At 67.1% G+C, this 22,016-nt stretch carries 27 protein-coding genes, 1 tRNA gene and 1 pseudogene; 8 read left to right on the top strand and 21 right to left on the bottom strand.

Annotated features, from left to right (window positions below; genetic code table 11):
* The first annotated feature begins 882 nt into the window (after nt 1-882).
* Nucleotides 883-954: transfer RNA gene (locus tag G6045_RS26685), tRNA-Arg, on the top strand.
* Nucleotides 955-1,103: 149 nt separating this feature from the next.
* Here the strand turns inward: G6045_RS26685 and G6045_RS26680 are convergent.
* The 16 genes from G6045_RS26680 to G6045_RS26605 all read right to left on the bottom strand — a co-directional run bounded on the left by G6045_RS26680 (nt 1,104) and on the right by G6045_RS26605 (nt 12,882).
* The gene (locus G6045_RS26680; protein WP_165334651.1) at nt 1,104-2,540 is read right to left on the bottom strand and encodes a tyrosine-type recombinase/integrase; all 1,437 of its coding nucleotides are present in this window, start codon (nt 2,538-2,540) and stop codon (nt 1,104-1,106) included.
* Nucleotides 2,537-2,728 carry a helix-turn-helix transcriptional regulator gene (locus G6045_RS26675; protein ID WP_328707906.1) on the bottom strand — a complete coding sequence of 64 codons (192 nt, stop codon included), beginning with the start codon at nt 2,726-2,728 and terminating at the stop codon, nt 2,537-2,539. Before G6045_RS26675 ends, G6045_RS26680 begins: the two co-directional genes overlap by 4 nt.
* 456 nt (nt 2,729-3,184) lie before the next feature.
* A complete protein-coding gene (locus G6045_RS26670) occupies nt 3,185-4,660 on the bottom strand; it encodes an ATP-binding protein (protein WP_165334650.1) in 1,476 nt (491 codons plus the stop codon).
* A 1-nt stretch (nt 4,661) separates the two neighbouring features.
* On the bottom strand, nt 4,662-5,495 hold the full coding sequence (locus tag G6045_RS26665) for a bifunctional DNA primase/polymerase (RefSeq protein WP_165334649.1): 834 nt from the start codon (nt 5,493-5,495) through the stop codon (nt 4,662-4,664).
* The gene (locus G6045_RS26660; RefSeq protein ID WP_235968324.1) at nt 5,492-6,388 is read right to left on the bottom strand and encodes a deazapurine DNA modification protein DpdA family protein; all 897 of its coding nucleotides are present in this window, start codon (nt 6,386-6,388) and stop codon (nt 5,492-5,494) included. Before G6045_RS26660 ends, G6045_RS26665 begins: the two co-directional genes overlap by 4 nt.
* An 87-nt stretch (nt 6,389-6,475) precedes the next feature.
* Nucleotides 6,476-6,649, bottom strand: a complete 174-nt coding sequence (locus tag G6045_RS26655; RefSeq protein WP_165334648.1) for a hypothetical protein — start codon at nt 6,647-6,649, stop codon at nt 6,476-6,478.
* A 10-nt stretch (nt 6,650-6,659) separates the two neighbouring features.
* A complete protein-coding gene (locus tag G6045_RS26650) occupies nt 6,660-7,100 on the bottom strand; it encodes a hypothetical protein (RefSeq protein ID WP_165334647.1) in 441 nt (146 codons plus the stop codon).
* A 9-nt stretch (nt 7,101-7,109) separates the two neighbouring features.
* A complete protein-coding gene (locus tag G6045_RS26645) occupies nt 7,110-7,304 on the bottom strand; it encodes a hypothetical protein (RefSeq protein WP_165334646.1) in 195 nt (64 codons plus the stop codon).
* A gap of 223 nt (nt 7,305-7,527) precedes the next feature.
* Nucleotides 7,528-9,642 carry an FtsK/SpoIIIE domain-containing protein gene (locus G6045_RS26640; protein ID WP_165334645.1) on the bottom strand — a complete coding sequence of 705 codons (2,115 nt, stop codon included), beginning with the start codon at nt 9,640-9,642 and terminating at the stop codon, nt 7,528-7,530.
* Nucleotides 9,643-9,745: 103 nt separating this feature from the next.
* On the bottom strand, nt 9,746-10,069 hold the full coding sequence (locus tag G6045_RS26635; RefSeq protein WP_165334644.1) for a hypothetical protein: 324 nt from the start codon (nt 10,067-10,069) through the stop codon (nt 9,746-9,748).
* Nucleotides 10,070-10,071: 2 nt separating this feature from the next.
* On the bottom strand, nt 10,072-10,476 hold the full coding sequence (locus G6045_RS26630) for an RRQRL motif-containing zinc-binding protein (protein WP_165334643.1): 405 nt from the start codon (nt 10,474-10,476) through the stop codon (nt 10,072-10,074).
* Complete coding sequence (locus tag G6045_RS26625; protein ID WP_165334642.1) at nt 10,476-11,576, bottom strand: conjugal transfer protein; 1,101 nt, start codon at nt 11,574-11,576, stop codon at nt 10,476-10,478. The genes G6045_RS26630 and G6045_RS26625 overlap by 1 nt, the downstream gene beginning before the upstream one ends.
* On the bottom strand, nt 11,566-11,787 hold the full coding sequence (locus G6045_RS26620; RefSeq protein ID WP_165334641.1) for a hypothetical protein: 222 nt from the start codon (nt 11,785-11,787) through the stop codon (nt 11,566-11,568). The genes G6045_RS26625 and G6045_RS26620 overlap by 11 nt, the downstream gene beginning before the upstream one ends.
* The gene (locus tag G6045_RS26615) at nt 11,784-12,095 is read right to left on the bottom strand and encodes a hypothetical protein (RefSeq protein ID WP_165334640.1); all 312 of its coding nucleotides are present in this window, start codon (nt 12,093-12,095) and stop codon (nt 11,784-11,786) included. Before G6045_RS26615 ends, G6045_RS26620 begins: the two co-directional genes overlap by 4 nt.
* Before the next feature lie 92 nt (nt 12,096-12,187).
* The gene (locus G6045_RS26610) at nt 12,188-12,646 is read right to left on the bottom strand and encodes a DUF3307 domain-containing protein (protein ID WP_165334639.1); all 459 of its coding nucleotides are present in this window, start codon (nt 12,644-12,646) and stop codon (nt 12,188-12,190) included.
* Nucleotides 12,643-12,882: a hypothetical protein gene (locus tag G6045_RS26605; RefSeq protein WP_165334638.1), complete on the bottom strand. Its 240-nt coding sequence runs from the start codon at nt 12,880-12,882 to the stop codon at nt 12,643-12,645. Before G6045_RS26605 ends, G6045_RS26610 begins: the two co-directional genes overlap by 4 nt.
* Before the next feature lie 561 nt (nt 12,883-13,443).
* On the opposite strand from G6045_RS26605, the gene G6045_RS26600 reads away from it, so the two are divergent.
* Together G6045_RS26600 and G6045_RS26595 are read left to right on the top strand one after the other, a co-directional pair.
* Nucleotides 13,444-14,199, top strand: a complete 756-nt coding sequence (locus G6045_RS26600) for a helix-turn-helix domain-containing protein (protein WP_165334637.1) — start codon at nt 13,444-13,446, stop codon at nt 14,197-14,199.
* Nucleotides 14,200-14,202: 3 nt separating this feature from the next.
* The gene (locus G6045_RS26595; protein WP_165334636.1) at nt 14,203-14,676 is read left to right on the top strand and encodes an NUDIX hydrolase; all 474 of its coding nucleotides are present in this window, start codon (nt 14,203-14,205) and stop codon (nt 14,674-14,676) included.
* Here the strand turns inward: G6045_RS26595 and G6045_RS26590 are convergent.
* Together G6045_RS26590 and G6045_RS26585 are read right to left on the bottom strand one after the other, a co-directional pair.
* Nucleotides 14,664-15,230: an HD domain-containing protein gene (locus G6045_RS26590; RefSeq protein WP_165334635.1), complete on the bottom strand. Its 567-nt coding sequence runs from the start codon at nt 15,228-15,230 to the stop codon at nt 14,664-14,666. The two genes, G6045_RS26595 and G6045_RS26590, sit on opposite strands and share 13 nt — an antisense overlap.
* Nucleotide 15,231: 1 nt before the next feature.
* Nucleotides 15,232-15,693 carry a GntR family transcriptional regulator gene (locus G6045_RS26585; RefSeq protein ID WP_328707905.1) on the bottom strand — a complete coding sequence of 154 codons (462 nt, stop codon included), beginning with the start codon at nt 15,691-15,693 and terminating at the stop codon, nt 15,232-15,234.
* A gap of 426 nt (nt 15,694-16,119) precedes the next feature.
* On the opposite strand from G6045_RS26585, the gene G6045_RS26580 reads away from it, so the two are divergent.
* From G6045_RS26580 to G6045_RS26570, 3 genes are all read left to right on the top strand, one after another.
* Nucleotides 16,120-16,917: a hypothetical protein gene (locus G6045_RS26580; RefSeq protein ID WP_165334634.1), complete on the top strand. Its 798-nt coding sequence runs from the start codon at nt 16,120-16,122 to the stop codon at nt 16,915-16,917.
* 555 nt (nt 16,918-17,472) lie between these two features.
* Nucleotides 17,473-17,811, top strand: a complete 339-nt coding sequence (locus G6045_RS26575; RefSeq protein WP_165334633.1) for a hypothetical protein — start codon at nt 17,473-17,475, stop codon at nt 17,809-17,811.
* 788 nt (nt 17,812-18,599) lie between these two features.
* Nucleotides 18,600-19,082, top strand: a complete 483-nt coding sequence (locus tag G6045_RS26570) for an HNH endonuclease (protein ID WP_165334632.1) — start codon at nt 18,600-18,602, stop codon at nt 19,080-19,082.
* Nucleotides 19,083-19,437: 355 nt separating this feature from the next.
* On the opposite strand, the gene G6045_RS26565 is transcribed toward G6045_RS26570, so the two are convergent.
* Nucleotides 19,438-19,782 carry a hypothetical protein gene (locus G6045_RS26565; RefSeq protein ID WP_165334631.1) on the bottom strand — a complete coding sequence of 115 codons (345 nt, stop codon included), beginning with the start codon at nt 19,780-19,782 and terminating at the stop codon, nt 19,438-19,440.
* Nucleotides 19,783-19,861: 79 nt separating this feature from the next.
* Here G6045_RS26565 and G6045_RS26560 point away from each other — a divergent pair, with 79 nt between their 5' ends.
* Nucleotides 19,862-20,347, top strand: coding sequence for a hypothetical protein (locus tag G6045_RS26560; RefSeq protein ID WP_328707904.1), 486 nt, complete (start codon nt 19,862-19,864; stop codon nt 20,345-20,347).
* A 79-nt stretch (nt 20,348-20,426) separates the two neighbouring features.
* Here the strand turns inward: G6045_RS26560 and G6045_RS42430 are convergent, their stop codons facing one another.
* Nucleotides 20,427-20,600 (bottom strand): hypothetical protein, encoded by a 174-nt coding sequence (locus tag G6045_RS42430; protein ID WP_408056367.1) that lies wholly within the window; start codon nt 20,598-20,600, stop codon nt 20,427-20,429.
* 101 nt (nt 20,601-20,701) lie between these two features.
* On the opposite strand from G6045_RS42430, the pseudogene G6045_RS41625 reads away from it, so the two are divergent.
* Nucleotides 20,702-20,982, top strand: a pseudogene (locus tag G6045_RS41625) (MFS transporter); the annotation flags it as partial.
* Nucleotides 20,983-21,024: 42 nt separating this feature from the next.
* On the opposite strand, the gene G6045_RS40950 reads toward G6045_RS41625, so the two are convergent.
* Nucleotides 21,025-21,429, bottom strand: coding sequence for a hypothetical protein (locus tag G6045_RS40950; protein WP_206344207.1), 405 nt, complete (start codon nt 21,427-21,429; stop codon nt 21,025-21,027).
* Nucleotides 21,430-22,016: the final 587 nt, after the last annotated feature.

The raw sequence follows: 22,016 nt of genomic DNA, 5'->3' as shown, positions 1-22,016 counted from the left end.
GTGCTGAGGAGGGGGGGCCGGGCCCATCGAGGACGGGGACCCGGTCCACCGAGGACCGAGGACCGAGGACCGAGGACCGAGGACGGGGGGACCGGGGCCACTTGCACGGCGGGGCCCGCCCCACCGGCGCACGGGGCCGGGCTCACAGAAGACGGGCGGCCCACGGGGTGAACCGGGACCCCCTTGCGCGACGGGGCCCGCCCCACAGGCGCCCGGGAGCGCGGGCCCACTTGCCCGGCGAGGCGCGCTCCACCGCGCAGGCGGAACCCGGCCGATCGAGCATGGGGAACCCAGGGCCCACTTGCACGGTGGGGCCCCCACGGCGCACGGGAGACCAGCCCACCGAGCACGCGAGGCCGACCCATCGAGCACGGGCAAGCCGCCCCGGCGCACTCGGAGAGGCCTGTCCTTCGCCCTCCCGGCGACTTGGCCGAAGGCTTACGAGGGAACGTGGGTCAGGTCCCACCTCGGGCCCGGGCTTACCTGCATCCCGGCCGGGCTGCACTCCGCATCCCCGGCCTGGCCTTACTCGCAAACCTGACCGGCGCCTGGCCGTACCTGTAAACCGGGCCGGGCTGCGCTCCGAACCCCCGGCCCGGGCTTACCTGCAAACCTGGCCGTGGCTTACGCGGACGCCTGGCCGGCTCCAGCCGGAGCCCAGACCGAGGCGCACTCCGCACCCGACCCGGACCCACCTCGAACCCCGGCCCGGGCCACCTCGAACCCCGGCCCGGGCCACCTCGAACCCCGGCCTGCACGCACCTGGAACCCGGGTGCCGACCACCTCGAACCCGCACCGCAGCGCCCCCGAAATCCGGTTCCGGTGCACCCCTGGTGAGCTGGTAGGGTTCTACCCGTCACCGCTCAAGCAGCGCCTGACACGCCCCCGTAGCTCAGGGGATAGAGCAACGGCCTCCGGAGCCGTGTGCGCAGGTTCGAATCCTGCCGGGGGCACTCGCCTAGGACCAGCACTAATCGTGCGCTGACCAGGGCGGATGCCGACAACGAAGAGCGGGAACCAGTCTCACTGGGTCCCGCTCTTTCGCGTTGTTATGCGTTGATCGCGATAGACCTGCGATAGAGCTTGTCGCGCTCCCGGCCCGTCAGAGCCAGCCCATCGCCTGCTCGATCTTCTTGTTGTTCTCCGTTTCCGTCTCGTCGATGACACCCGCGTACCTGCGGTGGATCACTTCGGGTGAGTTCCCGGCTCGCCGGGCTACCTCGGCGACGGGCAGGCCCGCGCGCAGCCAGTTCGTGATGCAGGTACTCCGCAGGTGATACGGCTTCTGAGCCAGGGGAGAGGCGACCTTGTTCGGCGGAAGCGCCAGGGGTCTGGCCTCCTGCCAGACGCGCCAGTAACTCGACGAGCCGAGCACGCCCCCGCGCTCGTTGTGGAAGACCCGCCCGTCCTTGGCAGTCCCGAACTCGTTCAGGTGGTCCCGGAGCATCGCCACCAGGATCGGCGGGATCGGCACCACCCTCTCCTTTCCACGCTCTCGCGACTTCAGCCCTCGACGGTCGTGGCGCTCGCCGGAGTCGGTCCACTTCTTGCCGGAGACTGGCCGTGTCTCGCGCAGGGTGAGCGTGCCCCAGCCCTTCTCCGGCAGGTCGCAGTCCGCCCGCTTCAGCCCCACCCCCTCCGCCGGCCGCATCGCGGCATACAGAATGCAGCCGAAGAACGCGACCAGGCGACGCCCACGGTTGCGGTGCACTGAGCCCACGTACGAGACGGCCGTCAGGAGCTGCCGGCCCTGGACCTCGTTGACCAGAACCCGCGGGTCCACCTGGTCGTCGCCAGAGGCGGTGGGGCGCCTGAGCCCCGCCAGAGGGTTCTCTTCGAGGTAGCCCTCCTGGATCGCGTACTCCATCGCCGTGTTGAACCCGCGGCGGCGACGCTTGTACGTGTCCGAGGCAGCAGGACTGTCGTCCAACTTGAACGACAGCCGGTAGTGCACCTCCCTCACCACCCTCGGGTCCCTGAGCGCGGACAGCCGAAGCGAGTGGTCTGCGAGCCAGGCACAAACCGGCTTCAGGCCCTCCGGGGGCTCTTCGCTTGCGTGAGCGGGTACGACAGTCCAGCGCGTCGCAAGCCGTACGTCCTCAAGGCTCGGCGGATTGCTCGCTTCCCCGAGCATGGCGAGCGCGGCGGACGCGAGACTGTCCGCCAGTCCTTCGCGCGTCTTCGCCGCGTCGCCACGCCACCGGGTGGCCATGTACTCGCGCGAGAAGTCGAACCACGTCGGGTCCCTGCGGACTTGGGCGGCAGCCTCGGCAGCGCGGACCTCGGACGCCGGCAGGCCATCGGAGATCCGAAACGGCTCGCCCTTGTTCATGGCCTGCCGGAGTTGGGATCGGCGGCCGTCCGCGAGCGTGACCGTGGCGAAGGTCGCGCTACTGACCTTCCCGCCGACCTTCCAACGGAGCTGATAGGGGCGGGTCTTGCTATTGATCTTCCCCACCTTCCACAGCCGAACATCGAAGGAGAACCCCTCCGGGGCCGGGCTGTTGAGCTGCCCGGCCCCAAGGTTGATGGTGCTCATGCCGCTTCCTCCAACGAGGTCAGCCAGCGGTTCAGTTCGGACCGGCGGATGCGTACGGCACCGTTCGGGAGCTTGATGGACTTAGGGCCTTTCCTGCACTGCCGCCAGCGGTAGAACGTCGCTCGCGGTACGCCAATCTCGGCGATCACTTCGGGGATGGTCAGCATTTCGTCGCGAGGGTTGGGCACGACAACTCCTTGGACGGGAGCCCGCGGCCAGGCGCCATGACGGGCGTGTGTGTCCGAACTTGGGATTTCTGCGTCACCGCGTCACCTGCGTCATCTGGCATGTCTGACCTGCGGTTTTGGGGTGACGCAGCGGAGGGGCATACGTCACCCGTGCGTCACCGCGTGCGTCATCGGGTGACGCAGATGACGCAGGGTGACGCAGAGCTTTGCCGTCTGCGTCACCCGCGTATGCGCAGGTCGCAGGCCGTTTCCGACCCCTTGGTGACGCAGGTGACGCAGAGTTCTCCTCTTAGGAAAAAGAGGGGGAGAAATGTCTGTTTCTATGTTCGGTCAGGGCTTGAAGAAGGAGCCGCTTCGCGGCACGTCCCTTCGGCCGGCGCTGCGCGCCGAACCGCAAGAGGAGCACCCCGGGCGGTGGCGCCCTTGGTGCTCTTCTTGCTTGTCCCGCCCCGAGCGTCAGACGACCGGCGGTTGCTCGTACTCGGGCTCGGGTGCCGGGCGGGTCATTTCGAGGTAGCGGCCCTCTTTGGTGCGGCCCGCGTCGATGAGGACACCCCTTGCGGCCAGGGTCGGTTGAAGCCGCTTGAGCCGGTCGGAGAGCACCTTTCCGGTGGTCGGCCAGCCCTTGGGCAGGGGACGGAAGTCCTCGCCGCTGTAGAGGGCGCTGAGGTGCGCCAGCCACCCGGTGGAGGTCATCCGCTGCGCCTCGCCCTCTTGCATGGTTGCGGCGTGTGCGAGGACGGTCTGCGCGAGCAGGTCGCCCTCGATGACGTCGTCGTTCAGGTCATCGAGGCTGGCTCGGTAGGCCGGGAGCGCCCCGAGGCCGGTGGCCGCGTCCAACTGCGCGCACAGGTGCGCGAAGTCCGCCATCCGCAGATCGGTCGGGGTCTCCGCCTCGGCTGCGCGGACCTTGACCGTGAGGTCCAGGAGCGAGCCGAGCACAACGGGCAGGATCTCCGCGTACTCCGCCCACAACTCCGCCTCGGTGCGCCGCACCTTCGGCCGCTCCAACCGAAGCGGCAGGAGCCGTTCGGCGAGATCGGGCCGGATGACCCCGACGTCAATCCCGGTGAGCAGCAGCGGACGCCGGTAGTTGACGCGGAACACGTCCCCATCGGTGAACAGCGACCGCTTGACGTTCTCGGCCCCCGTCACGATGCAGCACATCGCGTCCGAGAGGGCGGGGGTGAGGTGCGAGAGGTTGTCCAGGGCGGTGACCCACCCTGCCGCCACGGCGGAGATGAGGTTTTCCTCGTCCTTCGGAGCGCGGCGCAGGTCGCCACTCATGCCCTCGATGATCCGGATCAGCATCCGGCCGCCGGTGGATTTGCCTGCGCCCTGCGGGCCGGTGAGGAACGGCGCCGGCACCGGCACCGAGGGCCCGAGGCAGCCGATCAGCCAGGCAATGGCCAGGGACTCGGTGTCGGCAGTGGCGAAGTTGCAGAGTCGCAGCAGCAGGTCGATGCCCTTGCCGTCGGTGTCCTTGACCGGCAGGGGGAGCTCCCCGGTGAGTTGGGTGCGCCGCCAGCACACTTCACGCGGGTTGGGTACAGCGATGTCCCAACCGGTGGGATGGATGCGCACGGACTGCCCATCGTCGCGACCCAGGTCCAGCCACGTCGCTCCGTCGAATCCCGGGGCGACGCGGATATGGACGGGCTGGGTGTTCTCGGTGAGGGCGAGTGCTTCGATCAAGTCCAACGCCTCCTTCAATGCGGTGCCGTTGAAGACGCCGCACCCGTCTTTGAACAGACCGACCATGAGCTCTTGGCGGTGGCTGCCTGTGGTGCCTTGGGAGCGGATCGGGCGGGCCACGGGGTGGCCGTTCTTCTGCGCGTAGACCATGCCGTCGACCGTGCGGAAGTACCGGAAGTGGGCCTGCGCGTAGTCGGTGATGACCTGCCGGGCAGGTGTCTTGTCGTCCTCGGACATCTCACAGTCCCAACCTCGTACGTGCGTTGGCCCAGGCCTCCGAGCAGTGCCGAGGAGATTCGCCCTTGGCCTGCGCCGCCGCGAACAGCTGCTCGATGTGCGCCTCGGTGAGGCAGCCGCACCGGCCGTGCACAGACAGCACCGCCAGGAACGTGGCGTAGACGGTGTTGTGGATCGCGCTGTTGGCGTCGGTGATGCGCACGGCGGCCATCGTGATGCCGCGCTCGAGGTAGGCCGGTGTGCGGTGCGGGCATGCTCGGCCCTCGCCCTGCCGGGGAACGGCGAGGCCCTGCGGCACGACCACGGTGGGCTTCTTGACGCCCAGGGCACGCACGGTGTCCGGCAGTGGAGCGATACGGCCCGTGCCGGGCCCGAGCCATCGGACGTAGGCCATGCGGGACTTGATGTCGACCCCCGGCCGCACACCGTGCGAGGACGGCATGGTGCCCGTGTAGATCCAGTGCTGCCCGCGCGTGGTCGGCACCATCCGGGTGGGCGGGAGATGGGCTTGAGCCCAGCGAATCGCGTCCGCGTGGTCCAGGTCCACGACCGTGAGGCGCATGCCGGCCGGGTGGTACGCGACGGCAGCCGCCCGCCGCCACGTACCCGCCCACTCACGGGACGTGAGCACGGCTGTGTCGGTCGTGGCCGCGGCCCATCCGTGGCACGGGTGCGGGCAGACACAGGGCCCAGCCTGTTTCATGTTCGGCCGGCCGCCGCAGGCGTTTTTGACGCAGGGCGGGCAGTTCCCGAACGGTGCCTTGCCCACGCGCAGCGGCAGCGCGGGGATACCGGAGGCGGCAAGGTCGAGCGCGGTACGCAGGTGGTCGCTCATGCTGCGCTCCTATCGGTGAGCAGCGTCTGCCGATGGGTGGGGATCGCACTGATCACACGCCTGCGCCACTTGAGGGCGTAGTCGATGCAGTTCGCGCAGTTCTTGTGCGTGTGGCCGGCAAGGGGCGGACGGCGGCGCGCGTGAGAGCTCCACGCGGCGGAGTCCGCTGAGGCGAGCAGATGCCCGACACGCTCCAACCCGAGAATTTTGAAGCCGAAGCCGTGCAGCTTGAGCCCGTGAGCGGCCACGGCGGTGACGATTGCGGCGCCCTCGCGAGTGGACTGCAACCGGCACACCGACCCCAGCCCCACGATGGGCTCCTTCCGCAGATCAACCCCGGCCCGTTCGTACATCTCCAGGCAGTCCTCGTAGGCCGGAACACAGTCCCCCTGGAGAACCGGGGCGATGCGCAGATCAGGGGCGAGGGAGCGCAGTTCGAGGAAGTTCTGGACGGTGCGGCGCTGGTGTTCACGCACGCTGAGGTGGGTGCCGACGAAGTGCTGCCCGTTAAAGGTGCCGCCGTGGATGATGGCGTCCTCGCACATCCAGTCCTGCGGAGCGGCCCAGTCGTAGGGGCCCACGTGTTCCCAAATGCGGCGCAGGCTGTCGGCGTACTGGCGGGGAGGACGCATCCAAGCGCCCTTGCGTTGCAGTTCGGTGAAGCCGCCAGAGTCGACGGCGTAGGGGCCCTGGGCCACGTCCCACTTGACCGCTCGGTCGAAGTGCTCGGACTTCAAGAACAGCGGCACATCCGTCAGGCGCAGCCAATGGCGCTTGTGGGTGGTCAGGTAGAACCGCATCCCCGGCCAGGAAGGCGCGGCGGGAGCTCCCGCGGGACTCTCGGGTGGGCGCGGCCTGATGACGGCTCGCCGGAGGAGGGTGGGTTGAGTCATGCTGGTAGTTCTCCTGCTCTCTTGGAGGGACGGGAGGGACCGGGGCGGGCGCAGGCTTTGGAGAGACGGCGCCCGCCTCGGGCGTATCTAGCGCTCGCGCAACTCGGTGACGTTCGTGCGGAGCGCGGCCGTCACATACAGCCGGGTGCGGCCGTCACGGGCCGCATAGCGGCGTACGGGGCCGGTAATGAACCCCTCGGACAGGGCTTCCGTCGCGTCCTTGGTGTGCTCGGGGTCGCAGATGATCCGGATCTCGAACATGGGGTTCCTCTCAGGTGTGGAAGTGGTTGCGCTTGATGACGGCCTTGCGGATGTTGACCGTGGTCCCGCCGCGTGAGGCGGACAGGAGCTGTGCGGCGATGTAGCCGCCGAAGAGCACGGAGGCGAGCACGATGAGTTGGGTGATCAGGGCGGTGAGCGCGGTGATGAACGCGGAGAGCATGAGCAGCCCGCCACACGCCGCGAGGAACCCGACGCCCCCGAGAGCGATGTTCACCGCCGTGCGGGAGACGAGCGGCTTGGCCGCGGGCGCCTCGGACTTGGCGGGCTCGATCGCATAGCCGGTGACCACACGCCCGTCAGGCAGCACGATGGTCTGCACAGCCGGAATGTGGCCGGGCTGGACGGGCACGAGCGGCGCCGGATTCGGTATCGGGGTGGGGTGGTGGACTTCGGCCGGCCGCGCCGGGCGGTACGGAACAGGTTCGGTCATCTGGGGCTCCTAGAAGTCGAGTTCCTGGACGGCGCCGACCACGGCACCAGCGAATTCGTTGATCGGTCCGGCCGCGCCGGTGGAGGCGAGGAAGAACCCGAACAGCACCGCGATGGTCGCGGCGATCGGGCCGACATCGCGGTTGCGTATGAGCCCGAAAAGGACCAGGCCGAAGAGCAGGGCGAGCGAGACGGTGACAGCCATCAGGCACTCCAAGCGGAGGAAACGGAATGGGGTTGGCGGGAGGCGTGGGGAGGCGCGGGCACCCCTCGTCCACATGCTGTGGAGGGGGCTTCGGGGGCGCTGACCTGCGGGCCTCTCCGCCTCCCCGAAACGATGTTTGTGCTGATCAAGGCGGGGGAGGCAGGGCGGGGAGGCGGTTGGGGAGTTCTCCCCGCCTCCCCGCCCAGGCGGGGGCCGCCTCCCCTCACTCGGAGACGGAAGCGGAACCGTCATCGCCTCGGTTGGTGAGGGCGCGACTAACGCGCTCGCGGTCGATGACCATCCGGCCGTGCGACTTGTACGGCTCCGCTCCGGTGCCGTCCAGGACGCGGGTGAGGTCGGCGAACGTCCAACCGCCGTAGGCGTCCTCGCTCACTCGGCTGAGCCGGTTGAGAACGTCCTGCGTGAGCACACGTTTGGCGTCCCCGAGCACGCTTGCGATGTCGGCGAGCGGATCGCGCCGTTCGCCGCGCTCGACCACCCGCAGGGTGGTCACCCCGTCGCGCAGAGCCTTGGCGCGCTCTGCGATCTCGGTGGCGTCCTCGGTGCTGATGTAGTGCGTGCGCACCGTGATCGAGGACTGGCCCTGTGGAATCTCGATCCCATCCGAGGAGATCACCAAGGTGCCCTTGTCGAGTCCGGGGCGCAGCAGGTGCGGGGAGGCGCCGCCGTCAACGGCCTTGTCTCCGAGCGCCATCCGGGACTGCGACTCGGTACCGAGGGCGAGCGAAGCTCGGGTGTGGGCGCCCTCGCGGACCAGCTTGGGCAGGTTCTGGTCGGTCGGGTCCTGGGTGCCCTGCCACATCAGAACGTCAACGGCACGACCCTGGTTGTTGATCTTCCGGACGGCCATGAAGAACCGGGACACGGCCTTTGAGCCGCCGTACGGGCGCTTGTCTTCGTCCTTGATCGGGCACATGAACGCGACTTGCTCTTCGTCCACGATCCCGACCAGGGGGTTGAACTTCGTTCCGGGCGGCGCCTGAAGACGCCGTTCCATCTCCGCGACTAGACCTTCCACCATCTCGGTGGCCTCGATGACGTGGTCATCGGTCGGCCCCTGGATGAGCACGGTCGCAAGGCCGTCGAACATGGCCCAGTCGCCCGCGCCCTTGAGGTCGGCGATCCGGAACTCCACCCGGCGATCGAACGCGGCCGTGAGGGCGAGGGCGCGCAGGGCGGCGGTCTTGCCCTGGTTCGAGAGGCCGGTGATGAGCAGGTGGCGCTGATACAGCGACAGGCCGGCCGCATCCCCGCGCAGGTCCTGGCCCCAGGGCACCTTGCGCTTGGCGTAGTCGAAGGTGAACGACTCATCCGTGACCAGCGGCGACGGCCCGATCGGCTCATCGAGCGCACCCGAATCGGCAACCCACAGGCGCACGGTGCGGGCGGCCGGCGGGATGCTGATGAACACCTCGTGCTCGTGCCGGGTCAGGTTCTCCGCCAACTTCCTGCGCCTGCGTTGCACTTCGTCAGTGGAGACACCAGACGGGAGTGTGACGTCGACCTCGACGCCGCATCCGGCGATCCGGATCGGCCCGAGCATGCCGGCGCCCGCATCGCCCATGTCCTTGATGGCGTTGCGGAGCGGGGCAACTCCCAGGTCGCGCAGGGCCTTGATCACGATCGAGGGTGTGATCGGCTCGCCCTCGCCGTTGCGGACGTTGTCCGGCAGCGCCCAGTACGGCGCAGCCTGCGCACGGCGCCCGACCTCCCACAACGCGAGCAGACCGAGCAGTGGGCTCAGGGTGACGAGCGGTCCCCACACCACCTGGACGATGGTGATGAGCAGGGCCAGGAACTCCACCACGGCCATGAGCGGGGTCAGGATCAGGCTGCCGTCCTTGTTCGCGGCGGCCAGCACGACCCCGAGCCCGATGAGCCCGCCCATCCCGATGCCGACTCCGGCAACGGCGCTGCGGGCCATGTCGACCGGCGCTTCGAGCAGATCCATGCGGCGCTTGTGCCGCGCGGCGCGGTACGCCTGTCCGCGCTCCTCCCACTCGGCCGCGACCTCGTAGTTCCCGGCCGCCTCAGCCGCTCGAAGCATCCGCTCGTAGCGGGCCGCGGTGCGGCCGTCCCATGCGCGACGGCCCATAATCCGGCCGCCGTTGACGACGTACATGCTGTGCCGCACGGTCAGACGCCCGGCGGTCTTGGTGCGCTCATCGGCCGCGATGCGGCGTATGGCGTGGCCGGAGCGCACCCACAGGGGTACGGGCTTGGCCGGGGCATCGGCCACCACGGTGAGCGCGGCGGCCGGGGCCTGGTCGGGGTCGGTGGACTTGTTCTTGTGCAGGTGAACGACGTTCTCACTCATGGTGCAGTACTCCTGAACTGCCCACAGTGGGGCGGAAGTCGAAAGGAAGGTGGCCGCACCCGCGACGGGTACGGCCACCTGATGTGCGGCGTGAGTGGCGCGGTCACCACCGGCCCAAACGCGTGTTGGTGCGGCCCCCCGAGCGCGTGTCGTTGCGGGCCTCGGTGCGCATCTGGCGCCGCTCCGCCTCCAACTCGCCGATCTCCTGCTCGATCCGCTCCGCCGCGTCCTCCCACAGCCGCTCGATCCGCCGGTCCTGCCGACGGGTGCTGCGGCCACGCACCACCTGGGTGCCACCGCGTGCGCAGGCACGCAGGAGCTGGCGCTGCTCGCGTGCGGTCAGCGAGCCGAGGTCCTGCCGGTGCACCCCTTCGAGCCGTTCGCGGGCCTTCTCGATCTGCTTGTCGATCCGTCGCGTGTTGGCCATGGTCAGCCCCTCCTTGGGATGTCGTAGGCCGATGCATCGGCGTCGTTGGCGCAGAGCAGGCACATGCCGAGCGAGGTCGGCAGGCAGTAGCTGTAGGTGATCTCGCAGACCGGGCAGGTGCGGCGGGCGAGCATCGCCAGCGCGAGCGCACCCCACTTCCGCGAGGTCATCGGCCGCACCGGCTTCGCCAGTTCGAGCCAGTAGAGATAGGCGACAGCGCAGCCCGCCTTGCGGCGCTTGGAGCGGCGCATGAGCTGCGCGGCTATCGGCTGACCACCCGGCCGCAACCCCTTCTTGCGGAGCTGCCGGCGGGTGGCGTAGCCGTCCGGGGCGTACTTCCACGGGAAGGTCGGTATCCCGTAGCGGGCGCCGGTCGGGTCGAAGCACTTCGCGTAGGCGGTGGCCATCACGCAGCCTCCGCCCGCTCAGCCCGCAGCGCCTCGCGCAGCGCGCGAGCGTTCTTCGGCGAGGTCCGCACGGCGAGGCGGATGCCTTCGGCGGTCAGCTTCGCGTCCGGCCAAGCCGCGGTTGCCGTACGGGCCTCATCGAGCAACTGCTCCCAGGACCTCGTGAGGCGAGGCGATCGAGCCGCATCCGGCACCCGACCAGTCGCCCGACGCGGCCGACTCGACTCAGCAGCAATCGCCTTGCCGATCGGAGCGGACGGGGCCGACTCGATCGCGGGCACGGGCTTGAGCGGCAGAGCCGACTTCAGGAACCCGACCGCTACCGGTCGGGGCAGCGCGGTCACGTTCGTCGTGATCGGCTCGGGGGTCGATTCCGGCAGGTCAGCCGTAGACCGATTCCTCATGGTCTCAATAGATTCCTCCGCATTCGCGATCGGTGCGGGGAACGGGCTGTCTCCGAGGTGGAACATCTCCGCGAGGGCGGTGTCCGCGCCGACCGTGACGCGGTGGCGCTGCACATCAAGCAGCCTCGATCCGAGCGCCACATCACCCGATCCGACCTTGCGCGCGAGGCGCCACGAGATCCGATCCGATCGCTTGCGCACCTTCTCGTCAGGGTGATTGGTGGCGCGGGCCCGGTGGTACGCGAGCTTCTGCACGACCTCGATGGCATGCCGCTCGCCGTCCGCGTCGCGGCCGTCGAGATGGACCGTGATGCGGCGGGCGAGGAACGCCATGCCCTCAGCGGAGACGCACATGCCCATCGGGGTGATGCCGTAGATGACGGCAGTGCCGGCATCGTCGGCCGCCATGACGGCCATCGCCGATGCGGCGGCCGGCAGCGCCCACAGACCGAGGCGGATGACGCGCGGCGAGGACTGCCCCAGCATCGTCAGCCCGAGCTGGACCAGCGCGAGTACGGCCGTGGCTCCCTCGCCTGCCGCGACCGCACCGAGCGCGGTCCCATCGCCGTAGGCGCCGCTGATGTTGGAGTAGGTACCGAGACCGCCGAACACTCCCGTCGCGAGCATCGGCACGAAAGCCGCCGCCAGTACCCACTTCTGCGCTGTGGTCAGCGTCCTGTACGCCTCAGCGGCCATGGCGCACCGCCCGACGCCGGCGCAGCCGCCGCCCGTACAGGACCCAGCCGGTGAACTGGACGATGCCGCCACCAACCTGCACCCACGGCCAGACCGGGGCCTCCGAGCCCATGCGGCCAAAGATCGCGATCGTGATGGTGAGCGTGCCGAGGCAGACGAGCGCGAGCACGATCCCGCTCATCGGGGGCGGGTTGGGGGTTCGAGCGCTCATGCCGCCGCCCCCTTCCGGTGACGCGGCCGGCGCGCAGCGGGCCGCGTGAGGGGCACGACGTTGAACAGCTCAGCCGAGCGGGACTCGATGGCCTCCGCGACGATCCGGCACACCTGCTCGGGCAGCTCCGGGTGCTCGGAGTCGGTGAGCGCGTCGCGGGCGAAGTCGAGGCGCGCGGCGCGCTCCTGCTCACTCTCGCCCGGCCTGCCGAACACGGCCTCAAGCCAGAAGGCACGCTCCTCGCCGAGGGCCAACTCTGCGAAGTCGTCGTCGTTCACGGCCTGGTGGCCGCCGATGTACGTACGCATGGATCTCACTCCTGATGGGAGGGACGGAAAGAGACGCCAAGGGCGGGCGCAGGCTTTGGAGAGACGGCGCCCGCCCCTGGCGGTGGGGGAGGTCAGATGGTGGCGATGACGAGCGCGGCCACGAACAGCCACAGGTGGTGGAAGGACTGGTCCAAGGCGTAGGCGCCGGTACCGATGTGCGGGTTGTCGTCGCGACCGGCACGCGGGGCACCCAGCCGGTAGAACTCGCCTTTGCCAGTCACCTTGGCCAGCCACGCGAGCGTGTTGCGGCGGTCGGCCCACCAGTGCGTGAAGGCGTCGATGCCGAGTCCGAGCAGCATGCCGAGCACCGACACGTTCAACTCGAGCAGCGCCACGACCGGCAGCAGCACCACGAGCTTGGTGGCGGTCAGAGTGGCGACGTGCTTGGCGTCCGCGAGGCGGCCGGCCCAGCCAGGCAGGCCCTTGTGCGCGGACTGGTGCGAGGTCTGCACCCAGTGATCACCCACGCTGTGCGCGACGTACAGCGCCACGAACACCGCGGCGAAGACCGACGCGCCCTGCGCAGTCATGCCCACTCCCCACGCTCGTCGCGGGACTGCACGAGCTGAAGGGCCATGCGCGGGAAGTCGGCCACGTTGTCGAGGTCGGCGAACGTCACGCCGTACGTGCCGGCGCCCTCAAGCATCTGGTGCAGCACCGCCGCGGCATCCGCGATCTGTGCCGCGCTGGGGCGGTAGGCGGGGGCGAACTGTGCAGCAGCAGAGGCGATGCGCTGAGCGATGGCGTCAAGCTGTTCCTGGTTCATGAGGTTCCCCCTTGTGGATGTGGAGTTGCGGAGGATTCCGGCTCCCCTCTGCGCCGCTCGTACGAGACGAGCGGCGGAGGCAACCGGCCGCAGCCGACGAGCTGCGGAAGAGGTTGAAGGCACGTTGTGCCGTGCACGCGGACTGGACCGGTGCACGCCCGCCCCTCGGGCTTGTGAGGTGGGGCGGGATTCCCTCGAAGCACGCTGTTGAGTTCTCAAGGAACGAGCGCTCCCGGCGGGCTCGGTAACCCCTCGAAAGGGGCTCCCCTCCCTCGCAGGACGGGACCCGACGGAGCATTCGTGCAGGTCAAACAGTGGTGCGGCGGATCGCAAGCAGCCCTTCCAGGCCTCTCGCGAACACTTGATGCAGTACCTGTTTTACAGGTACTGCATAGGGGTCCGTCAAGTACGACGCCGAGGCTTCTTGGCTTCGCACCGGGGACTTCTTGATGCACCATCAGCATCGGTGCAGGTCAGGGGACTTGGTCACCCACTACATGGACAGCTCAGGTTGATCTGGCTACCTTCAAGAGCTCCCTAGACGTCCCATCGGGGGTGGAGATGTCCAACGAGCGACTGCGTTCAGCTCTCCTGGCGCAGAACATGACGGTTCAGCAGCTCGCGGAAGAGATCCAGGTCAACCCGAAGACGGTGGAGCGCTGGATTACGCAGGGGAAGGTCCCGTACCGGCGGCATCAGTACGCCACAGCGTCTGCCTTAAGCGTCGACGTGATGACGCTGTGGGATGACGAGCGGTCCCTCGACAGTGCAACTGACCTGTCCAAAGCCGAGATCGTCACGGTCTATCCACACCGCCACGTTGTGCCAACGGACCTATGGCGGCAGATGTGCGAGCGGGCCCGAGAACGCATCGACATCCTCGTGTACGCCGGCATCGGCCTAGCGGAAGACCCACGCTTCCTGTCAGTGCTCAAGTCCAAGTCGAAGGACGTGCCCATCCGCGTTCTGATGGGCGACCCTTCCTGCGAGGCCGTGCAGCGACGCGGCATCGACGAGGGGCACCGCATCATGGACGGCAAGATCCGCAATGCGCTGTTCAACTACCAGCCGCTATTCACTAGTCACCCGGAGATCAAATTCCGACTGCATGACACTGTGCTGTACAACTCGATCTACCGTGTTGACGACGAGATGCTGGTCAACACGCATGTGTATGGCATCGGTGCCTACATGGCTCCGGTCCTCCACCTGCGGCGACTCCCCGGGGGCGGGCTCTTTGACACGTTCGCCAATAGCCTTCAGCAGACCTGGGAAGGCGCGAGGCCAGTGACCGACGCAGACATCACAGGAGCGTGAGCCATGGGACGTATCGACTATCTGCATGATCCCGATGCCCCGCCAGCCAACTCGGTTGTCCCGTCTGTCGTGGCCTTCGTGCAGAACGACGCGGGACAGGTCCTGATGATCCAGCGGTCCGACAACGGTCGTTGGGCATTGCCGGGTGGTGGGCACGACGTGGGGGAGTCCATCAGTGACACCGTCGTGCGCGAGGTGTGGGAAGAGACGGGAATCAAGGCCGAGGTTGTCGAGATGTCCGGCATCTATACCGACCCAGGCCACGTGATGCAGTACGACGATGGCGAGATCCGTCAGCAGTTCAGCATCTGCTTCCGTGCGCGGCCTATCGGCGGTGAGCTGCGTACAAGCAATGAGACAACACAGGTCCGCTGGGTAGACCCAGCGGACCTGGCGAAGCTTGACGTTCACCCGACCATGCGCCTGCGCATCGAGCACGGGATGGACCGGACGCGGCAGGTGCCCTACATCGGCTGACGCTTGGCGGCAGTGACCAGCTCAAGCACGCGTGACGTGCACGCGAGGATCTCCGGCTCGGCTCGGCGGATGAACCTACCGATCAGGCTGTCTGGCCCGTACCTTCCCGCGATCTCGTTGACTCGATCGATGGGGTTGGTCGATGTGCCGTCTGGCGTGGTGTTCATGTCGCAGTAGCAGAGCGCGTCGTTCAGACGCTGGCCCTCGCGAGGGAACTCGGCTTCCAACTCCTCACGCAGCCCCCGGGCTTCCGCTTCCATCCACGCACAGGAGTGGTGAGCGACCAGGTTGATGACTCGCGGGTCGGCATGAGCCACGTCCCGGAGGTACCGGGCCCCGTCCAGGGGGTGCAGACCTGTCTTGACCAGGTCCGGCGAATAGCCGATGTCATGGAGTACGGCCGCAGCCTCCAACAGCTCCGCGTCCTCCCCGAGGATGGACGCGATGGACCGCGCCCGGTCGGCGACCCCGCGCGAGTGGTTCCACCGCCGCGGCAACGGCTCGGCGAGCAGCGACTCGGCTAGGGGATAGGCCCATTCCGTCAGGTTCGACAAGCTACGACCGCCCCTTTCGATTCGGCACGGTGCGGACGGTCCGCACCCTGCCCTGTCCTGCGCTCGCCAGCACGCCAGCGGCTTCCAATTTGTCGAGCGCCTTGGTCACAGTGGGCCGTGAGACCCCGAACCTTTCGGCCAGAACAGGTGCGCTGTGGAACTCGTCGCCTGCCTTGAGCCCGTCCACTGTGACGAGGTCGGCGATGCGCTCGTGGAGCGGGCGGCGATCGATTTCCTCGCCCGCCCGTACGACACGCCACCGTCCGCCGGGTACGGGCTCGGCGAGGCCTTCCCGTCGAAGGACTTCGAACGCCCGGAGCACGACCCCGCGCGAAACCCCGTGGCGCTTCATGAGGTCGGCAACTGCCGGCAGTTTCTCCATCTCCGGATCGCCTGCTACCAGAGCCTGAACTTCCGCCGCGATCTCCAGGAAAGTCCCCCGAGGGCTCACCTGCTGCGTCACTCGCTCACCCCTCCTGTTGGGCCCGGTCAAGTCATACGTGTCAAGAGTGGCATGTCCGGCCGGCCGACCACCGTCGATGATGTCGAGCAGCTGGACAGAGGAGACCCGCGTAGCTTGGCGCAAGCGCGTCGAGCTGGGCTCCAGTAGGCGCGAACTTATGATGTGCCTTCGTGGCGATCGAACTCTCTGATGAACTAGTTGAGCTGGAATGGTTTGCCTAGAACGAGATCCAAACTGGGACCTTGTTGACCATCGAAACAGCAACAGCAGTGCAGGCCGCGATCACAGCGCTTGCGGAGTCGACGGGCCGGAGTCGCTTGCCATTGCTCTTCAGGCACTGGCCAGCCTTGCTGCAGGCGCGCGAAGTGCCACGCTTCGGAGGGCAACGGGGCCCGGTGGGTGATGAGTTCATGGCACGATGCGCCGATGAACGAGGGGGTGGCCGCCATCCTGGCGGCGTTGATTGCAGTGGGCGGCGTGGGGCTCGGTCTAGTTGGTGCTCGGTGGCAGTACCGCGGGGCACTGGAGCAGGCGAACGCAGCCGTGAAGGCGGCGCAGGAGCAGGCGCAGGCCGCGATCGAGGCCGTGAAGGCTCAGGGCCGCGATCAGAACGCGCAGTGGCGCCGCACTGTTCGGCGAGATGTGTGGATCGACTTCATTGCGGTGGTTGCTGCACTGCAAAACGAAATCGATGAAGTCGACGGCTTCCTTATGCGGCAAGACTATCAGGCTGCCATCGACGCATATTCGGTGGTCAACCAGCGGTGGCTGGAATTGCATAGGCCGATCGGTGCTATCGAGTTGGAAGGCCCTGAAGAGATAATTGAGCGAGCTCTCAGAGTTCGGAACGCATACAACACCGCCAAGTCACAGATGCACATTGATGCCAATGGTCAACTCTTGCTGCTCCGAGTGCGGGCCGCCGCTGACGGCGGAGATGCTTCTGCGCTGAGATTCTTTGAGGCTGCGGAAAGTATTGCGGGGAGTGAATCGCAGGAGGAGCGGCACCGGGTGCGGCTGGAGGTGTTGAGGAATGGCATCGACGGATTTTCGCCGCAGGACGTTTTCAGTGCCTTCAATCTTGCGGCGTCCCAGGCGCGGTGGGATGGCGACATGATGTACGCAATAGAGGAAATGCGTGAGTTCGTTGCCGCGGCCCGAAGGCATCTCGATGGCGAGGATCCCGCGCGATTGGCATCAGCTACGCCTAGCAATCCTTCCTGACCAGATGTGGCAGCGTCACGTCCTACACGACCCCCGTCTGTGAGCCTCCACTAGGTGCAGGGTCAGGTGGAACAAGTGATGCTGCAGTTTGCTGTCCTCGGGTCACCGCTCTCATGTCGTCAGCGTCTGACCGTCGCAGAACGAAAATCTTAGCCAGCGCCAGAAGAGATGGCCCGCTAAATGCGAGAGCGAGCCAAGGTTGGTCGTTTGTGGCAACATATATTGCAGCACCCAGCATTACGAGCGAAATGATTAGACCCGCGCAGAGGCTGTAGATTTGAAACTTGAATTCGCGCATCTCCTTGGCGCCCTGGGCGGATATTCGCATTTGCTCGATCCTGGCCTTGTGTTCCCGTTCCAGCTGCGGGTTCAGCGCCTTTAGGGCCATCGCTAGATGTTCAGGAGGAAGCGCGGCCCATTCTGTTGCGATCTCTATGCCAGTAACCGAGGTGCGTTCGGCCGTGTCGCGTGGATCACTCACTGCCATGCTCCGCCTCCGCCCGAAGAAGATCCGGCAGGCTCTAGAGCGGAACCCGAAGGTGGCATGCCAAGACGGTGAAACAAGTTTTCCAGGCCCCCGACTACCTTTATTGCAGCGACGGGGGTGTCAGGGTCCGACCCGACTTCCAAAAGGTCGAGGGCAGGAGCATTTGTGAATTCTTCCGGTCCTGGTTCGGCCGCTGGATCGCCGCTAACGTGCGTCGGGAGCGCGATTGCATCAAGCGCAGCCGAGTAAGACGACTTAACTGGGTGGAAGCTTCGGGCGATACGGGCAACCTCTCGCCTTTCACGCCTGGAGATCGCGTGCTGCGCCTCGACCTCAAGCCACCACTGTACGATGAAGCGAATTTCATGCCTGTGGCGTATTCCGTAGTGAGGCTTAAAGAGGAATAGGGTGCGCGCTAACCCCCGAGCTTCGCTCTCCTGTAATGTTCCTACGCTGCGAATGTGGGCAGAGGCCAACTCAAGTTCTTGAACTTCCGCCACCTGATATGCGCGAGCCAGCTTCCCAATCAGCACTTCATCAGCTTGTGGAACTTGCCGACGTGGGTTATCTGGATCGCGAGCGTCACCCTTTCCGCCCAGAACCTCTGCCGCAAATGCTCTTGATTCGGGAGCTTGAAATTCTACACCTGATAAGAATATCTCGACATTCACGCCGCGCCGATATTCTATTATCGAACTTGCGACGCGGGGGTCGTAGCGAGGGTGTAGTCGATGCAGAGAATCAGAGAGGGCGATTGCCCCTTCGGTAGCGAGCTCACGCGAGATCCTTAATAGAGTGGGGAGCGTGAGAAGGGCATACCAGGAAGCGAGCACAAGAGCGGCGATGCTGTATCGGCTCATTCCACCCCCACTTGTTGTGCTCTCAGGGCCTCGGATGCGTACGCACGCAACGTGGTCATAGTGTCCACCGTCTGTGCTCAGCGCACCAGCATTTCACCGCTCTGACAGTCAACGGTGCAGCGCGGGCTCGTCCAACACAGTGCTCTGTTGCCTCAGTTGGACAGCGGCATCGCCGAAGGGTCGGCCTCCTGCCTTCCTTCGATGTGCATGGAGCAACTCAGTGCCACCAGTTGGTCCCATGCTGCCATCGAGCCGGGTGAAGCGTGATCCGGCATGCGTCGCACTTCGTGCGACCTATGGTGGGGCGTATGCCTCAAGGGAGACCTGCGATCCCGATGGCTCTCCAGCGCCAAGTGCTAGTGGAGGCTGGACATCGGTGCGCCATTCCGACCTGTCGTTCAACGCCGGTTGAGTTTGCCCACATCAAGCCGTATGCGAAGGTCAAGGAGCATGCGTTCGATAACCTCATCGCGCTGTGCCCGACTTGCCATGCGCGCTTCGACCACGGAGACATCGACGTTGGGTCGATGCAGCAGTACAAGGCGAACCTAGGGTTGCTGTCTGGACGCTACGGCCCCCTGGAGCTCCAAGCGTTGCAGTGGCTCGCGGCTGACATGGCGCGTGACGAGATCGACATCCCGCGAGGCATGGACTGGGCCTTCGACAACTTGATTCGTGATGGCCTGGCCGAGGTGGTGGCTCGGCCTCCGACTTGGGGCGGCGTGGCCGATGGTTCGTTGGGCATGGTCGGCCTCCGCCTGACTGGGCGTGGACACGAGGCCATCGGCAGGATCGTGGGGGCTCAGCCCCTCTGGTAACTCTCTGGGGATGCCTGCGCATCGTATGCGATAGAGATCGATCGCGCCTAAGGCCCGGCGCCGAGAAAGCGCAGGTCAACGCCGGTTTCTCAGATGCATTAGCCATGCCCTCCGGAGCCGTGTGCGCAGGTTCGAATCCTGCCGGGGGCACCTCGCAAAAGGTGCCTAAAGACCCCGTCACCAGCGGAAACGCTGAAGGCGGGGTCTTCTTGCGTTTGCAGGCAAGTGTCGCCGCATGCAGCCGTATGACAGCCGCTGCGGCGTATTTGCGGGATGGATCTTGGGGCGTTTCCGCAGGTCGGTCCCTGGAAAACGGCGAAGGCCCCGGACGCATCCAGGGGCCTCACAGCATGCCTCAGGCTCGGATCTCCTGCACCAAGGCACCGGAGTCGTCATAGAGCTCCAAGACGAACCCGTGGCTGAGGCGGCGGAGCACGCTCGCAAGGTCGTCGAGGCGCTGCGGGGCGACGACGCCATTCAGCAAGACCTCTCGCCCCTCCACGGGATCGAGCTCGATCTGAGCCCAGCCGGTCTCCACCTCGTACCCGGACCAAGACGACGAACGCGACGACCAGCCGGCGCGGACGAAGGCGGCAGCCACGGCGCTGCCGTCTGGGCAGTCCTGCACGACCCCAGCGATGTTGTTGCTGACGCCGATCCAGCGCGGATCCAGACTCTGGCCGTCATCGGAGATGTCCACGAGCGGAGTATGCGACATCCGTCCAGTCAGGGGCCGAAACGGGGGTGCGCTGGGCTGGGGAGCCGGGCAGCATGGCGAGGTGGCTGATCTGCTGTGGGATGACGTGAAGTGCTTCTTCGACCCGGACTTCATGGGGTCGCTGCCGGACGTGCGTGTCCCAGATGCCTCGGCCCAAGACTGGCAGGCGGTCCTCGACCTTGTCGCGGAGGAGGGCTGGAAGTGCCAGTACTCCGAAGGCGAGGCGGTACTTCCGGTGCCCCGGGCGGAAGTCGTGCTGTCCCGCCCGGCGGATGCCGAGTGCCCAGCCCTGCGGGTCTGGCCGACTGCCGACGTGCTGGCGATCTTCCGTTTCCATGCCGACGACGAAGTCGACTTCGACGTCGACCTGCGGGAGTTGCAGGGCCAGGAGCGACTTGACGTGTTCTGCAGCTTCCTTCGAGAGATCGGGCGGCGGCTGGGCAAGCCGGTGCTGATGGATCCGGAGGGCGACTCTGGCCATCCGGTCCTCGGCTTCGATGTCGAGGCTGATCGAGTCGTTCTCCTCGCAGAGCCGCTGGCCAGGTGACAGAGGCCGACGGTTGCGGTTCTAGAAGGCCCCACTGCGAAGCCACGAAAACGGCAACGGGGGGCCGAAGCAGCGATCCTCACTCGTATTCTCGGAGCAGACCTTCAATGCGCTGAGTGGCGACTTCCTGCCAGACGCGGTACGTCGAGGAGCCAACGATGCCGCTGCGCTTGTTGGGAAAGAGCCGCCCGTATGGCGCCGTACCGAACACCTTCAGGTGCTCATGAGGAATCGCGACGAGCTGAGGCGGCACGGAGCGGACCTCTTCCTTGGGGCGGTTCTTGAGCCCGCGGTCATCGTGGGGCGGGTCTTGTGAAGCAGCGCGGTGCCCCATCCCCGCTCGGGCAATTTCAGATCGCGGCCGGTGCGTTCCTCGGCGGCATGGGCGGCACGTTGTGGACCGTGAACTCGCGCGCCATCACGCAACGTCTGGTGCCGGACGAGATGCTCGGCCGGTTCGGCGCCGCGTCCCGTCTGTTCACCTGGGGGGGGCGATGCCGCTCGGCGCCGCGTTCATGGGCCTAATCGGTGAACTGGCCGGTCTGCGCGCGGCGTTCGCCGTCTTCGCGCTCGCCACCGCGTTCACGATCGTGCCGTTCCTGCGCACGGTCACACCGGCTCGCCTGAAGGCGTGAGCCTGCGCAGGGACGGCCCGCGGGCTTCCGAGGTCGCGGCGATCAGTGCACGTCCACATGGAACGGATGCGCCGCGTCCGCCGGGCACGTGAAGATGCGCAGATCGCCGAAACGGCCCACGATCACCCGGGTCGTCAGGTCGTCGCTCGCCGCCGTGAACAGGAGGGTGAGCGACGTGCCGCACGCCGTGCACGCGAAGTCGTCCGGAGCCGTGAGGTGCCATGTGGGCCAGCCGCCGAGTTTCCAGCTGGCGACCCGGGTGATCAGGTCGCTCTCCCCGCCACCGGTCGCAGCCACGAACTCTTCGAGTTTCGGCTGGAGTTGAGGCGGCAGTACGTCGGGGAACGGGAAGTCCACGAGCGGTTCGGCCCGCAGCGACTTCGGTGGCGGCGCCTGGACGAACTGGAGGACGCGCGAGTGGTGGAGCCGTCGATCCCCGTACGACATGAGGAGTACGGGTTCCTCCCGGAGCCCTGCATACCTGAGCCACCGGCACCATCGCCACCGGCGGCTGCCCCGAGGGCTCCAGTTCGTCGGGGATCGTGCAGACCGGCCACGGCTCGTCCGCGGGCCACAGCAGCGGACCGCCGACCGAACTCTCCCTCGGCCCTGGCTCCCCGCGCCGCGGCCAGAGCACGGTGGCCTCTCGTGCGTACGGCGCGAGTTCCGGCAGGGCGTCGAGGATGGCCTCGGCGGACGGGCGGACAGGGTCCGGGGACGAGGCGGATCCGGGATGGGGCACGGCAGGCCTTTGCTTCTGAGGAGTGGTGGCGGCCGGCAGCGGGCGCGAGCGGCGAGCGGGGGATGGCGTACGACGGACGGCGGACGGCCAGCCGCACACGGCGAGCCGCAAACGATGAGCCGCACACGACCAGCCGCAAACGACGAGCCGCAAACGACGAGCACCACGCCGCACCGCCCAGACCGACCACTGCACTCACCGCCCAGACCGACTACTGCACTCAGCGCGCAGACCGACGCGAACGTCACCATCACCCGGCCGCATCCCCCGGCCACCCCGTGCAGCGGCCCCC

The sequence above is a fragment of the Streptomyces mesophilus genome (assembly GCF_011044995.1).
GTDB lineage: Bacteria > Actinomycetota > Actinomycetes > Streptomycetales > Streptomycetaceae > Streptomyces > Streptomyces mesophilus.
Note: the sequence above shows the minus strand (reverse complement) of the source record. Positions and strands in the feature narration are given on the sequence as shown.

What these genes read in the sequence shown, in the direction of transcription:
- G6045_RS26650 (WP_165334647.1), bottom strand. Translation starts at nt 7,100, where the DNA reads ATGACCGAACCTGTTCCGTACCGCCCGGCGCGGCCGGCCGAAGTCCAC.
- G6045_RS26645 (WP_165334646.1), bottom strand. Translation starts at nt 7,304, where the DNA reads ATGGCTGTCACCGTCTCGCTCGCCCTGCTCTTCGGCCTGGTCCTTTTC.
- G6045_RS26630 (WP_165334643.1), bottom strand. Translation starts at nt 10,476, where the DNA reads ATGGCCACCGCCTACGCGAAGTGCTTCGACCCGACCGGCGCCCGCTAC.
- G6045_RS26615 (WP_165334640.1), bottom strand. Translation starts at nt 12,095, where the DNA reads ATGCGTACGTACATCGGCGGCCACCAGGCCGTGAACGACGACGACTTC.
- G6045_RS26610 (WP_165334639.1), bottom strand. Translation starts at nt 12,646, where the DNA reads ATGACTGCGCAGGGCGCGTCGGTCTTCGCCGCGGTGTTCGTGGCGCTG.
- G6045_RS26580 (WP_165334634.1), top strand. Translation starts at nt 16,120, where the DNA reads ATGAACGAGGGGGTGGCCGCCATCCTGGCGGCGTTGATTGCAGTGGGC.
- G6045_RS26670 (WP_165334650.1), bottom strand. Translation starts at nt 4,660, where the DNA reads ATGTCCGAGGACGACAAGACACCTGCCCGGCAGGTCATCACCGACTAC.
- G6045_RS26625 (WP_165334642.1), bottom strand. Translation starts at nt 11,576, where the DNA reads ATGGCCGCTGAGGCGTACAGGACGCTGACCACAGCGCAGAAGTGGGTA.
- G6045_RS26640 (WP_165334645.1), bottom strand. Translation starts at nt 9,642, where the DNA reads ATGAGTGAGAACGTCGTTCACCTGCACAAGAACAAGTCCACCGACCCC.
- G6045_RS26660 (WP_235968324.1), bottom strand. Translation starts at nt 6,388, where the DNA reads ATGACTCAACCCACCCTCCTCCGGCGAGCCGTCATCAGGCCGCGCCCA.
- G6045_RS40950 (WP_206344207.1), bottom strand. Translation starts at nt 21,429, where the DNA reads ATGTCGTACGGGGATCGACGGCTCCACCACTCGCGCGTCCTCCAGTTC.
- G6045_RS26635 (WP_165334644.1), bottom strand. Translation starts at nt 10,069, where the DNA reads ATGGCCAACACGCGACGGATCGACAAGCAGATCGAGAAGGCCCGCGAA.
- G6045_RS26665 (WP_165334649.1), bottom strand. Translation starts at nt 5,495, where the DNA reads ATGAGCGACCACCTGCGTACCGCGCTCGACCTTGCCGCCTCCGGTATC.
- G6045_RS26570 (WP_165334632.1), top strand. Translation starts at nt 18,600, where the DNA reads ATGGCTCTCCAGCGCCAAGTGCTAGTGGAGGCTGGACATCGGTGCGCC.
- G6045_RS26680 (WP_165334651.1), bottom strand. Translation starts at nt 2,540, where the DNA reads ATGAGCACCATCAACCTTGGGGCCGGGCAGCTCAACAGCCCGGCCCCG.
- G6045_RS26595 (WP_165334636.1), top strand. Translation starts at nt 14,203, where the DNA reads ATGGGACGTATCGACTATCTGCATGATCCCGATGCCCCGCCAGCCAAC.
- G6045_RS26620 (WP_165334641.1), bottom strand. Translation starts at nt 11,787, where the DNA reads ATGAGCGCTCGAACCCCCAACCCGCCCCCGATGAGCGGGATCGTGCTC.
- G6045_RS26600 (WP_165334637.1), top strand. Translation starts at nt 13,444, where the DNA reads ATGTCCAACGAGCGACTGCGTTCAGCTCTCCTGGCGCAGAACATGACG.
- G6045_RS26605 (WP_165334638.1), bottom strand. Translation starts at nt 12,882, where the DNA reads ATGAACCAGGAACAGCTTGACGCCATCGCTCAGCGCATCGCCTCTGCT.
- G6045_RS26655 (WP_165334648.1), bottom strand. Translation starts at nt 6,649, where the DNA reads ATGTTCGAGATCCGGATCATCTGCGACCCCGAGCACACCAAGGACGCG.